The 14,331-nt window shown below is 49.5% G+C and carries 11 protein-coding genes; 6 read left to right on the forward strand and 5 right to left on the reverse strand.

Going from position 1 to position 14,331, the window contains the following annotated elements; all coding sequences use genetic code 11:
• Positions 1-116 precede the first annotated feature (116 nt).
• Positions 117-1,310, forward strand: coding sequence for a lipopolysaccharide assembly protein LapB (locus KD145_RS04675; RefSeq protein WP_212004748.1), 1,194 nt, complete (start codon positions 117-119; stop codon positions 1,308-1,310).
• 3 nt (positions 1,311-1,313) lie between these two features.
• On the opposite strand, the gene KD145_RS04680 is transcribed toward KD145_RS04675, so the two are convergent.
• The 5 genes from KD145_RS04680 to KD145_RS04700 form a co-directional block, all read right to left on the reverse strand.
• On the reverse strand, positions 1,314-2,324 hold the full coding sequence (locus KD145_RS04680; protein WP_212004749.1) for a hypothetical protein: 1,011 nt from the start codon (positions 2,322-2,324) through the stop codon (positions 1,314-1,316).
• Positions 2,325-2,529: 205 nt separating this feature from the next.
• On the reverse strand, positions 2,530-3,021 hold the full coding sequence (locus KD145_RS04685; RefSeq protein WP_212004750.1) for a PH domain-containing protein: 492 nt from the start codon (positions 3,019-3,021) through the stop codon (positions 2,530-2,532).
• Between the two features lie 108 nt (positions 3,022-3,129).
• On the reverse strand, positions 3,130-4,290 hold the full coding sequence (locus KD145_RS04690; protein WP_212004751.1) for a serine hydrolase: 1,161 nt from the start codon (positions 4,288-4,290) through the stop codon (positions 3,130-3,132).
• Positions 4,291-4,364: 74 nt separating this feature from the next.
• A complete protein-coding gene (locus KD145_RS04695; RefSeq protein ID WP_212004752.1) occupies positions 4,365-5,510 on the reverse strand; it encodes an AraC family transcriptional regulator in 1,146 nt (381 codons plus the stop codon).
• A gap of 29 nt (positions 5,511-5,539) precedes the next feature.
• The gene (locus tag KD145_RS04700; RefSeq protein ID WP_212004753.1) at positions 5,540-6,985 is read right to left on the reverse strand and encodes a PLP-dependent aminotransferase family protein; all 1,446 of its coding nucleotides are present in this window, start codon (positions 6,983-6,985) and stop codon (positions 5,540-5,542) included.
• A 116-nt stretch (positions 6,986-7,101) separates the two neighbouring features.
• Here KD145_RS04700 and KD145_RS04705 point away from each other — a divergent pair, with 116 nt between their 5' ends.
• The 5 genes from KD145_RS04705 to KD145_RS04725 all read left to right on the forward strand — a co-directional run bounded on the left by KD145_RS04705 (position 7,102) and on the right by KD145_RS04725 (position 14,304).
• On the forward strand, positions 7,102-7,569 hold the full coding sequence (locus KD145_RS04705) for a cupin domain-containing protein (RefSeq protein ID WP_212004754.1): 468 nt from the start codon (positions 7,102-7,104) through the stop codon (positions 7,567-7,569).
• Positions 7,570-7,659: 90 nt separating this feature from the next.
• On the forward strand, positions 7,660-8,550 hold the full coding sequence (locus tag KD145_RS04710; protein WP_212004755.1) for a dihydrodipicolinate synthase family protein: 891 nt from the start codon (positions 7,660-7,662) through the stop codon (positions 8,548-8,550).
• A gap of 217 nt (positions 8,551-8,767) precedes the next feature.
• On the forward strand, positions 8,768-9,337 hold the full coding sequence (locus tag KD145_RS04715) for an RNA polymerase sigma factor (RefSeq protein ID WP_212004756.1): 570 nt from the start codon (positions 8,768-8,770) through the stop codon (positions 9,335-9,337).
• Between the two features lie 118 nt (positions 9,338-9,455).
• Positions 9,456-10,622 carry a FecR family protein gene (locus tag KD145_RS04720; RefSeq protein ID WP_212004757.1) on the forward strand — a complete coding sequence of 389 codons (1,167 nt, stop codon included), beginning with the start codon at positions 9,456-9,458 and terminating at the stop codon, positions 10,620-10,622.
• A 220-nt stretch (positions 10,623-10,842) separates the two neighbouring features.
• Positions 10,843-14,304 carry a TonB-dependent receptor gene (locus KD145_RS04725; RefSeq protein ID WP_212004758.1) on the forward strand — a complete coding sequence of 1,154 codons (3,462 nt, stop codon included), beginning with the start codon at positions 10,843-10,845 and terminating at the stop codon, positions 14,302-14,304.
• Positions 14,305-14,331 lie beyond the last annotated feature (27 nt).

Below are 14,331 nucleotides of genomic sequence, written 5' to 3' on the forward strand. Positions count from 1 at the left end.
TTTCCGTTTTCCTGAAAATTACATCATCCACTGCAAAAAAGAGTGATGAATAATTATTATAACTAAATTTTTAGTTTTAAAACTAAATAGTTAGTTTTATGATAAATCTCTCAGCTATGCGAAAAATCTTAGGGACCATCGGCCTGGTATTATTATGCATGATAACCCGGGCACAGGGCATAGACAGGAACAAAGTAATGGAATACCTCCAGGACCAGCAGTACGAAGAAGCTATTGCTTACCTGCAACCGGCGGTTAACAGTCAATCGCCGCGGGAAATGGCTTTGCTGGCCTATACCTACTATCAGTCCGGCAAGCTCGCCGATGCTGCCGCTACCTACGAAAAAGTATTACAGCTGGACAGTAATCACATACCGGCACTGCAGTACCTGGCCTCCATCCGTTCGCAGCAGGAACAATTTCCGCTGGCACTCACGCTGTATCAACGAATCACCCGGCTGCGGCCTAACAGCGCCCCGGCATGGAAACAGCTGAGTTTTACTGCATTCCTGGCACAGCAACCGGATTCCGGATTTACCTGGCTGTGCAAAGCCTATCTATTGAACCCGGCAGACCCCAAAGTGGTGTCCCGCCTCGCCGAAGAATGGATAGATAAAAAAGCCTATCCACAGGCCGACTCCATCGTTAAAGCCTTTCTGATAAGAGACTCCACACAGTCTACCGTACTGATGACTGCTGCCAAAACAGCTTATCTTGTGAAAGACTACCGGCGCACGGTTTCTATCGGAGAAAAGTTACAGGGCCTTAATATCGTTTCTCCCAATACGTTTATCTATGTGATAGCAGCCAGTTACAATCTGAAAAAATATACAGACTGTATCCGTATTTACGATTATATGCTGAGCGGCAACGCAGCGTCTGAAAACATTACCTATTATGCTGCCCTGGCTCATACCGCCCTCCGCCAGTATAGTGAAAGCAATGAGCTGCTGCAGCGGTGTATCACCATGGCCAAGTCTTCAAGCCTGGAGAATTATTACAACAGCACTTCCGTCAACTATGAGGGTATGCGTCAGTACAAGCCTGCACTGGCAGCGCTGGACACGTCGTGGTACCTATCGCACAAGCCTTTGCGCCAGTACAGCATGGGACGCATATACGAAACCGGGTTAAAAAATGACGCCGCTGCGATGAAGTATTACAAGCGTTATCTGCAGCTGTACAAACCCGGCTCAACGGATGAAGATGAGATCTATCGTTATCTACGGGACAGAGTGAAGGTTAAGACCCTGCCGGCTTTAATATCCGTTCATCAGAAGGATCAGCAAACAGCCAAACAACAACCTTAGGAATCAGTGGTTCAGCATACTGCCGCGTGCGGCCAGCGTAGCGTCTATCTTCACTTTCAGGTAACTGGTGTACATGACCATGGCGTGTTGTGCGCCCAGCTGATAGAAGTAGTCGGTTAGTGTATTATTCCGGTATCTGGGGTCCAGCGCTGCGCCAAAAACAATATAGTTCCGTTCCTGCCTGGTATACCCGTAGGCATACAGGATGCCCGCCAACAGTACATAAGCGTCCCACAGGCTTACCTCCAGACCTTCGTAGGTAACGATGATTTTATCGGAAGCCGGACTGGGCACATATAGTCTTGAAGCATTTATCAGACCGGATACAATCGGGCATTTCGGTATCACATCCTGTACATTTTCGAAATGCCAGGCCTCCGTGATTTTATTGTCCAGGTCGGTAGCAAAGCCGCTGTCGCCTGCGGCCGGGGCTGCAAAGGTAAACAGGTTGGTATTGTTGTAGTTAATACCTTCCTGTTTCAGCGCTGCAACGAAATAAGATGCATAAACATTGGCAGTGTTGCCTCCCAGACTATGCCCTGTGATGATTACTTTTTTATTTTTGGAAACAGCCTCGGTCTTCAGGAAATTGAAAATACGGGGAGAGCCCGGCCTGAGTCTGTCCTGCATTTCAGCCACATTGTTAAAAGCCCTGCTGGCTCCGGCACTGATCCTGGCAGCACCGCTGCTGGTATAATGCCAGGTAACCGTGGAGAGCACGTCCAGATCTTCCAGTATCCAGTTGGCAAAGGCATCCCAATCCTTGAAAATATCAATAGGTGACAATGAGCCCCTGATGGCCAGCCCATAAAACTCCCCGCTAGGATCAGACGCAATAAAGGCAAAGTTGCCGTCGGTCGTTTCAATACCTTCCCATAACAAGGTCCACCCCGGAAGATAGGTATTCAGATCAGCTCTTACATTTTGACTGTAGGAGATGGCAGACAGCAACACCGCTGTTTTGGCCAACGCTGGCACGGCTTCCACGGCAGAAAGGGTTTCTTGTAATTCCATGACTTTCGGGGTTTAGAGGTGATAAAATCCGGAGATAAAAAGATGGGGGCGTCTGGAGCTTTGTATAATCAGGATTTCATGGCCGGCATCTCCGCTCAACTAATTTACCAAGAATATACCGGAATAAAAAACGTTGCGGAACCTTTAGCAGCCTTTATTAACAGGCACTGCGGGCATTTGCAGTATGCTGATAAAATTATGAAGACTACTGTATCACCTGCTGCAATGCCAGAACAAACTCATTCCGCTCTACAGGGCTGATCACCAGCTTTTTTTTGTTTTTCAGGATGATCATCACCATACTGGTCCTATCGGTACACCACATTTCATAAGCACCCTGCTGCTGTGACGCAAAATATCCCAGATACCCAAACAGGCCTCCGGAACCAAAGGAGCGTATGCTACCCTTCAGCTCATCCGCCGCCAATGGGAAAACCTCCGCTATATCTGCCAATAAAACCCTCTTACGGGACAATGGGCGTATGATAATGAGTGCATCTGCCGTCAGTTCATATGCCAGCGGCTTTACCGACCAGGTAACGGTTACAATAACCACCAATATCAGTGCCGGCACAATAGAAGCCACTGCTCCTTCCCGCCCGGTAAAAACAGAAACCGTCAACAATACCAGACAAACTCCAATCAGTAAACTGGTAATAATTCTGGAAGTAGTATCCAATCGGGTTGAATATTTCATAGCAACAATATGTACAAGACAATTTACGCTAATTGCACCAATAACCGGCGAAGAAGCCGGGATCAGCCATGTTTACGTCTACCAACCCCGGCTATACGGCAACGAAATTTATGGAAGCGTGAAATGTTCCATGAAAGCTTTTGCAAAAGCAGAGGCAAAAAGATCTTTGTTGAGATTATTACGGAAGGGATTAAACATAGGCAGTATTTTCATGACATGATAAAAAGGGCGGCTCAGATCCTGAGAATTAGCCAGTATAATAAAAGTGAGATCTTTCTGCGGTATCCTGACAAACAGGGCCGAATAACCGGTCCACCAGCCAGTATGCCATATCACCTGTACACCTTTGTAGTCTTTAATAAACCAGCCCAGGCCATATTGAATGGTTTTTCCTTTCACCGTTACAAAAGGTGTAAACACTTTTTTCCAGGTGGCTGAATCCAGGAAACGTTTTTCATCTATAGCCCTGGCATAGACAGCCAAATCGGCCACACTGCTTTCCATACCGGCAGCCGGTCCGAAGCCATAGGAGAATTTCACCGGCACCAGTTTTTTATACTGCCAGTCGTAAGGTTTGGCCACCAGCCGCATAAAGGAATCACGGCTGTATCCTGTAAGCCGGAAGCTGGCACTGTCATCTGTACTGGGGACCGTTCTTGCTAACCCTAAGGGCTGTACGATATTTTGCAGCAGCAGCTCACCGAAGCTATGTCCGGAAGCTTTTTCAATAACCTTCCCCAGCTGGTTGTACCAGCCTCCATTATAGCGGAAAGTGTAACCAGGCTTAAACGCGTTGAAGGAGTTCCCCATGGCGGTATGGGTCAGCAGGTGTTTGATCCGGATTCTTTCATCGCTGCCCCAGCGGGCTCCCAGATTGATACCATACCGGGCAATGGGGTCATCCAGATGGATACGGCCGGCTTCTACCTGCTGCATCAGAATAACAGCGCCGAAGGTTTTGGTGACGGAAGCGATCTGATATACTGTATTTTCATCCGGCGGCAGCTTCCCTTCTACGTCTGCATATCCAAAGCCTTTTTTCCAGACCAGCTGCCCACCATTCACGATACCGGCAGACAAACCCGGAATATGATAACGTCGTCGCAAGGCTTCCAGTCTGTTTTCAAAAGCTGTAATATTGTCAGCGTCCCATACGCTGTCGGTCGCTTTCACGGGAACGGACGTACGAACAATGGCATGCCGGGTTTGGCATCCGGTCAACAAACATCCGGTCATCAACAGAAAAAAAACGAAAAAAGTGATTCTCATGCGGTACTGTTTTTCCCGCAAAATTCCTTTTCCTGTACCTGCCAACCTACTCAAATCCGGATATGAGCACTATTTCAAGTGGCTTCCATGGCTTGTTTCCGGTAAGCTGACGGGGAGAGCCCTGTCATTTGTTTGAACACCCGCTGAAAGGTGGCCAGTGAACTGAAGCCACAGTCATAGGCTACACCGGCAATGGTCCATGCCGCTGCTTCCGGCAGCAGAATCCTTTCTTTAAAGGCTGCTACCCTATAGGAATTGATATACTCGTTGAAGTTTTTTTGCAGACACTGGTTCAACACTGCAGAAATTGTTTTCTGTGGAAGCCCTGTATGCAGGGAGAGGCCGGCCAGGTTGAGCTCAGCGTCCAGATAAAGCCGGTCTTCTTCCATGGCTTTGTTCAGCAAAACAAGTGTTGCCTGGCTCACTGCTTCGTCCGGCGCAGCATTGACTGCTGCCCTTCTGACAGCGGTCGTTTCCTGATAGGTCATGATAAACCCCTGTATCCCCAGCCAGTAGATCATCACCGCCAGGGGCACATACACCGGATACCAGCCGAAAGTGTCCAGCATAAAATCGGTATAACGGGGAAGGACATACGGAATCAGATACACCAGCCAGATCAGCTGAAATACCAGGAACACCCTGGTAAACCGCTGCAGCAACCGGTAACGGGGCAGAGCAGCCACATCAGGCGCTTTCGTCTTTACAGCAACCAGGTAACGCACCGACCACCACAGATAACCCGTCAGCGATATCCAGCGCGGAATATCCGCGTATACATTCCAGGTATCCATAAAAACAGCCCAGGGCCCCGGCTGGTTGCGGATGATACCCATCAGCACTCCACCCACAAAGATGTAGGCTGTCAGCACCGGTACCAGATCAATGATCACCGGAACAAAGTGTATCCGTGACCGTTGGATAATCCGGAAATTGGTATCCAGCGAAGCTTTTATATAAAAATAAATCAGGGGACCAAAGGGCATGGTGATCACCCAGGGAATAAAGCTGGATATAAACTGCAGGAGGCGTGAGTTAAACCAATTTCCATAGGAAGCATATAAATTAAAGGCAGCCAATGACAGGATACCCAGTAAAACCGCCAGCAGCCGGTTGGGCAACCGGTTTCTGCTGCCGGCCCAAAGTAACACACCCGACACCACTCCCTGTACAGCACCTAATAGAATAATTGTCCTGAAAAAATCTGTTACCAGTGACATCACTTATTTGTATAACTGTTTCGTACAAATTATTTCACCAGTGCGGCCAGTGCTTTGATACCCTCTTCCAGCTCTTCCGGGGCCAGGGAGGCGTAGCCCAGGCGCAGCGCATGGAGCGGCGTATCATCAAAAGCATATCTTTCGGTAGGCATAACGGAAACACCTTTTTTCAGCAGCCGTTCCGCCAGTTGTTCCGTATTGACTTTGCGGACAAACTTCACCCAGTAGGCCAGCCCACCTTCCGGTTTGCGGAAAGACACCTGCTTATCAAGATAAGTATGCAGCAACTGGTCCATCCGTTCCCTTCGTTCCCTGTAAATATTAATAGCCCTTTTGGCGTGCCTGTTGATGGCACCTTCTTCCATCAGCTCCGCTACGGCCTGCTCCATGATAGGATCACCCTGACGGTCTACCAGCCTTCTGAGCTGCGCCAGTGCATGGATAAACGCAGGCGGGCCGGTAACATAACCAATCCTTACCGCCGGAGCCACCAGTTTACTCAGTGAGCTGATATAAATAACATTGTCGGCGTTTTCATTGCTGGCCAATGGCAACAGGCTTTTGGCGCTGAAATGAAACTCATGGTCGTAATCATCTTCTATAATGGCAAAACCATAGCGGTTGGAGAGTGCCAGCAGTTTCAGACGGCGTTCCATCTTCATGCTCACAGCCGTTGGAAACTGGTGATGCGGCGTTACATACACTGCCTTCAACGGCGTGGTTTTACAGACCTCTTCCAGCGCTTCCACCACCAAACCTTTTTCATCCACCGGAATATGGACCATCCGGGCACCGGCCCTTACAAATGTTTGCCAGGCAGGCAGATAACCCGGGGATTCTATGGCCACCGCATCACCGGGCTGCAGGAGGGTTTGCGCCGTGAGGTACAGCGCCATCTGGCTTCCGCGGGTGATACAGATGTTTTGTGGATCAGTATTCATACCTCTTTTAAAAGAGAGCATGCTGCTGACTGCCATCCGCAATCTTTCAATGCCCTGCTCATGTCCGTATCCCAGCATACACCAGCGGGCTTTCTGCTGAAAGATCCGTTTGTAGGCTTTTGCCAGTTCCTCCATTGGTGCCAGCCTTACATCAGGCCAGCCATCATTAAACACGATCAGGTTAGAAGCCACTGCATGAGCAATAGGCTGCAGTTCTTCATGATCGTTAAAAACAAAATCATGATGTTTTTGCTGCGCCTTGCCTTTCATGCCGGGCAGTTCATGAGATACGAAGGTGCCGCTTTTATCGGTCGTTGCCAGCCATCCTTCGGCGATCAGGTCTTCGTAGGCCAGCACCACTGTTTTGCGATTGACCCCAATATCAGCCGCCAGTACACGGGTACCCGGCAAAGGTGCGCCGGGCTTAAGCCTCCCTTTTTTTATCTCCGTAATAATACCCTCCGCTATCTGCCGGTATACAGACAGCTCATTGTTAAAATCAAGTGACAGTATTGTCTTCCACGGCCTTAGCATCTGGACCATCTATTTAAGTTAAAACTGGATTACCTAGATCATCCAAAATTAAACAAATTTTGTGTCATCAAATCAGCTGATGAACATTATTTTTTAATCAATTAATTACAGTTATCATGGAAAAGAAAAAACAACATACCGCTTTCTCATCAAAAGATTTTCATCAGACTTTTGCCCGTCCTGTATATGTAAAGCCGGAGAAGCTGCTGCATAAGAATGTAGAGCAGGCCGGCGTACACGATCAGTTCTCCACTGAACGTAAGCACCCTGTATTTTTCGTAGACCTGCCCACCAAAAATGTGAGCATGACCATCGGCGGTTTGCTGCCGGGCCAGTTGACCAACAGACACCGTCATACCTACGAAACCGTATTGTATGTGATTGAAGGAAAAGGTTATACTGAAGTGGAAGATGAAAAAGTAGAATGGCAGGCCGGCGACGCCGTATACATCCCCAGCTGGGCCTGGCACCGTCACCAGAACTTAAGCGACAGCGAACCCGCCAAATACATTGCCTGCGAAAACGCGCCACAGCTGCAGAACCTGGGCGTAGCCCTCAGAGAAGAAGAAGGCAGAGACCTGTAGACAATTACGAATTAAAAATTACGAATGAGGAGCAGGGAGGAATCCTCAAAACAACCTCCCTGCACTCATCTTCAAAAAATCACAACAAACATGAATAACAACAATACTTTCAGCGGCATCATCGCCTATCCCATCACACCATTTGACAAACAGGAACGGGTAGATATTCCGCTATTTAAAAAACTGCTGGAACGCCTGATACAATCCGGCTCGCACGGCATTGCCCCACTGGGAAGTACCGGCGTACTACCTTACCTCAGCGATGAAGAAAAGGAAGCCGTGCTGGAAGCAGCCATACACCAAGTAAAAGGCCGGGTACCTGTACTCGCAGGTGTCTCGAACCTCACCACCGAACGCACCATCTACCATGCAAAATTTGCAGAAAAAGCAGGTGCCGATGCAGTAATGATCATCCCGATGAGCTACTGGAAACTGACCGACGACGAGGTCTTCCGGCACTATGAAAAAACAGCTGCCAGTATATCCATTCCCGTTATGGCATACAACAATCCCGCCACCGGTGGTATAGACATGTCTCCTGCCCTGCTCAAACGTTTGTTGAAAATACCCAACGTAACCATGATCAAAGAGAGCACCGGTGATGTACAACGTATGCACTACCTGCGTCGTGAACTGGGAGAAGAGGTAGCGTTTTACAATGGCTCCAATCCCCTCGCCCTGGCCGCTTTCGCCGCAGGTGCCAGAGGATGGTGCACCGCCGCCCCTAACCTCATCCCCGATCTTAACCATCAGTTGTACGAAGCTGTTTGCAGCAACAACCTCCCCCAAGCCAGCACTGTCTTCTATCAGCAGTTTGAACTGCTCCGCTTTATCGTAGCCAAAGGACTCCCCAAAGCCATACAGGCCGGCCTGAAAATACAGGGCATCGAATCCGGATACCTCAGAAGCCCGCTACAGGAGCTTACTCCGCAAGAATACGCTGAACTGGAAAATATATTATCCCATGGTTCCCAGGGCTGAAGCCCTGGGCTATGATAGAAGCCCAGGGAATACCAAAATCCCAGGGCTTCATTCCAGCCATCAACGCTATTGTAGCCTAGGGGTTAACAAAAAATACAGACTGAAAGAATAACCCGCAGCCTTTGTTTTAATCTATTATAGCCCAGGGCTTCAGCCCTGGGCCCATCGTTTATTTGGTTATTTGATTATTTTTAGCTTCCTTGGCATATAAGACCATATGCAAGATCAGGCTGATATAGAACTGTTACACCGACTCCGGGAAGGAGATGAAAATGCTTTCACTACTATCTACAAGCGTTACTGGAAACTGTTGTTTACAGTGGCGGCCAATAAACTGGACAGTCTTGCTGAAGCAGAGGAGCTGGTACAGGATATTTTTTCTGACCTCTGGGACCGGCGTAATACACTGGAGCTGACAGGACAGCTGTCTTCCTATCTGGCTGTGGCTACGAAATACCGGGTCATTAATTTACAGGCGAAGAAAAAAAGAGCCCGGGCTTATTCTTCCTATGCGCGCGGGACCATGTCTCCGGAAGATCACTCCACCGAGCAGTGGTTGAGTTTTGAAGACCTGAAGGACCAGTTATCCGGACTGGTGGCTGCTCTCCCCGAACGATGCCGTATCACCTACCAGCTTAGCCGCGAGATGGGCCTTTCCCATAAAGAGATCGCGCAACAGATGAATATTTCTGAAAAAGCCGTGGAGCATAACCTTGCCAGAGCGGTAAAAACGCTGAAGACTGGCCTGAAACACTTTTCTGCCTTGCTTTTCAGCATTTTCCCCTGATACAATTTTATCTATTATTAATTTTTATTTTTGATTTAAGGATAATTTTTAATTTTTTTTAGAAATATATGGGGATTTGTTCTTTTCGATTGACTTAATATAAAAGAACCACTTTTGTATGGGCCAGGAAAACGAACAACACCGGTACGAAGTGCTGGCTGAAAAATGGCTGAAAGGCACTATCACGCCGGAAGAAGCAAAAGAGTATGCCGATTGGTATAATGCCAGTCAGGATGATGAGGTAATGATACCCGTTTCTTTTGCAGCAGGGGAAGCTGTGCATGAAGAAAGAATATTACGCAAAATAGAAGAGAAAACCGGCCTTCAGGGCAGAGAAATAACGTCAACGCCCATACGCCGGCGCCAATGGTGGAAAGCTGCAGCAGTAATAGCCGCCATTATTACTGCCGGCTACACCTGGCATCACTGGTCTGCCGTACCTCCTCAAAACCGGCTACAGGCCTCAACTCCGGATATATTACCCGGATCAGATAAAGCCGTACTCACCCTGAGCAACGGCCGGCAGATCCTGCTCGACAGCGCGGGCAACGGAGCACTCGCACAACAAGGGAATGTAAACATCATCAAAAAGGATGATGGCAGTATCCTTTACGTGAACGCCCCTACGAACAACGCTACCGACACCTTATACAATATCCTCAATGTTCCCAGAGGCGGCCAGTACAAGCTGACCCTCCCCGATGGATCACGGGTATGGCTCAACGCAGCCAGCACACTACGTTACCCTGTGGCCTTCAGCGGCAGGGAGAGAATGGTAGAACTCAGCGGTGAAGGTTACTTTGAAGTAGCTGCTAATGCAACAAGGCCCTTCCGGGTGAAAGTCCGGGATATGCAGGTTGCCGTACTGGGTACCAGTTTCAATGTGATGGCCTACCCCGACGAACCCGGCATGCATACTACCCTCCTGTCCGGAGCTGTAAAAGTTAAACAGGGCAATACCGAAAAACAGCTCACTCCCGGCCAGCAGGCTGTGGTAGATAATGTCAGCGGCAGCATCTCCGTTGAAGCTGCAGCCACCGAACTCGCCACCGCCTGGAAAGACGGCCTGTTTCGTTTTTCAGGCAACAACATCCCGATGGTACTACGCCAGGTAGGACGCTGGTACAACATCGACATCGTTTATCAGGGAGCTATTCCCAAAGGCCATATAACGGGTAAGGTGCCACGAAATATGAAACTGTCCGGTGTCATCCGCATCCTGGAGCTCAGCGGTGTGCATTGCCGGCAGGAAACAGGCAGGCTCCTTGTATTTCCCTCATCATAAATTCCACCGTCACATTTTATTCACCTTAAAAACAACAGTATGACCATTCAGTATTAACCAAAATCAGTTTACGTTATGAAAAAACGCGCGACAGACCGCGCTGCGGCCACCCAATAAAAAACCAGGAGCGCTTGGACCCGCCCCTGGCCGAATGTCCGGGTTGCCGTAAAACAATATCCGACTAAGATTATTGATCTCTAAACCCAAACACTGCAAATCTATGCAATTGGATTGTTATGCCGAAACCGTGCCTGCACCACGGTTCTTATTCACCATTCGCCGTAACAGGCGGCAGGCAATAACGCACAAAGGTTATTGCCTCAGCAATAAAGTTATCAGGGTCATGAAACTAATCACCATACTGCTGACCGTCTTCTGTATCAACGTTTCAGCAGGGGTATTTGCCCAGCATATCACCGTGTCAGTGAAAAACAAATCGCTCGAAAGCGTATTTGCCATGATTGAACAACAGAGCCACTACACCTTCGTATACCGCGATGAATGGCTCGCCGGCACCAAACCGGTCAACCTCAGCATCTCCGGCGGCTCCATCGATCAGGTCATGAAAGCAGCCCTGCAACAACAGCCACTGGCCTACGAAATCATCGATAACACCGTGATCGTAACCCGCAAGGCATCCAACAGCAGCCATGCCCCGGCACAGGTACTGACCGGCATCAGCGGAAGAGTCACCGATGAAAAAGGCAACCCGCTGGCTTATGTCAACATCGGCATCAAAGGCACCCAAAAAGGCACACACACCGATGACCAGGGCAGCTTCAAACTGGATGTCCGTGAAACCGATGTACTGGTGTTCTCCCTCGTAGGATACACACCGCGGGAGATCGCTGTAGGACAGCAGACCGTTATCAATATCTCCCTCGTGCCCGCCATCAGTGACCTGAACCAGATAGTGGTAGTAGGTTACGGCACCCAGAAAAAAGTCAACATCACTGGTTCTGTAGCCTCCATAAAAGGTCAGGAGATCGCCAAATCACCAGTCACCAATATCAGCAACTCCCTCGCCGGCAGACTGCCTGGCATCCGCGCCGTCCAGAACAGCGGCGAACCTGGCAAAGATGGCGCCCGTATCGATATCAGAGGATTCGGGGCTGCACTGGTCATTGTAGATGGTGTACCCTCCACCTTCGAACAGCTGGACCCTTCTGAGATAGAAAGCATCTCTATCCTGAAAGATGCGGCTGCCGCTGTATACGGTATCAAAGCCGCCAACGGCGTAGTGCTCGTAACTACTAAAAGAGGTAGCCTGTCCAGACCTAAAATCACCTACAGCACCTATGCAGGCCTGCAAAGCAATACCCGCTATCCCCGTTATGTGAACGCCGCTGAATTTGCAGAACTGACAGACGAATCGCAGGTGAACCAGGGCCTGGCACCGGTATATGGTGCCGACAAAGTACAGCAATACCGCGAAGGCAAGCCCGGCTTTGAAAGCACTGACTGGTACAAGGCTGCCATCCGTAAAAACACACCACAACAATACCACAACCTCAATGTCAACGGTGGCACGGAAGCTACCCGCTACTTCTTCTCCCTCGGTTATCTCAACCAGGAAGGCATGTGGAAAAGCGGCGATACCCGTTTCAACCGCTACAACTTCCGCAGTAACATCAGCACCAAAATCAGCAAACGCCTCACCGCAGAGCTGAACCTGGGCGGACGCCTCGAAAACCGCCACTATCCGGCCGCCGAAGCCGTTACGCTGATGGACCAGGTACAACGCGCCTACCCTACCTACCCGCTGTATGCCAACAATAACCCCGACTACTACGCAGTGACCAACTTCAGCCAGAACGTACTGGCCTCTATGAACAGTGACTATTCAGGATATTCCGCTCAGAAATTCCGCTACCTCAGCGGCATTGCAGCCCTTACCTACGACATACCGTTTGTGGACGGACTGAGCGCCAAAGCACTCTACTCCTATCAATCAGGTACAGCCAATAATAAAAAGTGGGTAAAACAGTTTAACCTGTATAACTATAACGCCGCTACGAAAAAATATGAGCCGGGTTATGTAGGCAATTCTCCTTCCAATCTGTCACAGGACCAGCAACAGGAAGATAACAGCCTGCTGCAGCTGTCGCTCAACTATACCAGGACCATAGCCCGTGATCATCACCTCAAAGGCCTGCTGTTGTTTGAACAGAACCAGACGACCAAAAGTGAATTCAGTGCTTATCGGGAGTTTGCGCTTGACGCCCTGGACCAGCTGTTTGCAGGTGCCAGCACCAACCAAACCAACAACGGTAAAGCCAGCGAAGCCGCTTACATGGGCTATGTAGGCAGGGTCAACTATGACTACAAAGACCGCTATCTGCTGGAACTGGGCTTCCGCTACGACGGTTCCTACAAACTGGCACCTGAGCACAGATGGGGTTTCTTCCCTACTGTATCTGCCGGCTGGAGACTGAGCGATGAAGCCTTTTTCCGGAATATAGCCCGCACCGTCAACAACCTCAAAATCAGAGGTTCCTGGGGCCAGATGGGTGATGACGGTACCACGCCGCCTTTCCAGTATCTCACGGGTTACAAATATCCCAGCGGTGGTTATATCTTCGGTAAAAATATCGTGAGTGGCCTCAACCCATCCGGTATACCCAATCCGATGATCACCTGGTTTAACGCTACCACAGCCAATATCGGCTTTGAAGCCGGCTTCCTGCAAAATATGTTCACCATTGAGCTGGACTATTTCTCCCGTAAAAGGACCGGCCTGTTCGCCCAAAGGTCTCTCTCCCTGCCTGGCACTTACGGCGCCACCTTACCGGAAGAGAACCTTAACAGCGACCGTACACAGGGCTTTGAACTGGTGCTGGGCTACAACAAAAAAATCGGTGACATCGTACTCAATGTATCTCCCAACATCACCTGGACCCGCACCAAAAATATATATGTAGAACGCGCCAGCTCCACCAACGCTTTGTCCAACTGGAGAGACAACACCTCCGACAGATGGACCAACATGATCTGGGGATATAAGGCCGCCGGCCAATTCCAGAGTCAGGAAGAAATTGCCGGTTGGGCTATCCAGGACAGAAAGGGCAACACCACGATCAAACCAGGCGATATCAAATACGAAGACCTAAACGGCGACGGCATCATCGACGGCAACGACCGCACTGTCATCGGAAGAGGCAACAACCCTGAATTATACTACGGCCTCAATCTTTCCGCCTCCTGGAAAGGATTCAGTCTTACCATGCTGTTTCAGGGCGCAGCCAACTACAGCGTACTTATAGACGGCGCCATGAGAGATCCGTTCAGCAACGGCAGCAATGCCTATGCCTTCTTCACCGACCGCTGGCATCGTAAAGACATCTACGATCCGCAAAGCGAATGGGTGCCAGGCAAATATCCTTCCACCATCGCCAATGGCCTCGACAATAACAAAGGCGTGTCTTCCTTCTGGCTGAAAGATGCCTCCTATCTCCGTCTGAAAACACTGGAATTCGGCTACACGCTGCCTAAATCCATCCTCAGCGGCGTAGGCATAGAACAGCTGCGCTTCTATTTCTCCGGCCAAAACCTGTTCACCTTCGACAACCTGAAATTCATAGATCCGGAAATGCCGACCAACGACGGCACCAACGCTGCAGGCAATGGTAAATACTATCCGCAGCAAAGAGTGCTGACACTGGGCCTCAATCTGCAATTCTGATCATCTATTGATTCATTCAACTTAACA

Source organism: Chitinophaga sp. HK235 (assembly GCF_018255755.1).
In the GTDB taxonomy this organism is placed as follows: domain Bacteria; phylum Bacteroidota; class Bacteroidia; order Chitinophagales; family Chitinophagaceae; genus Chitinophaga.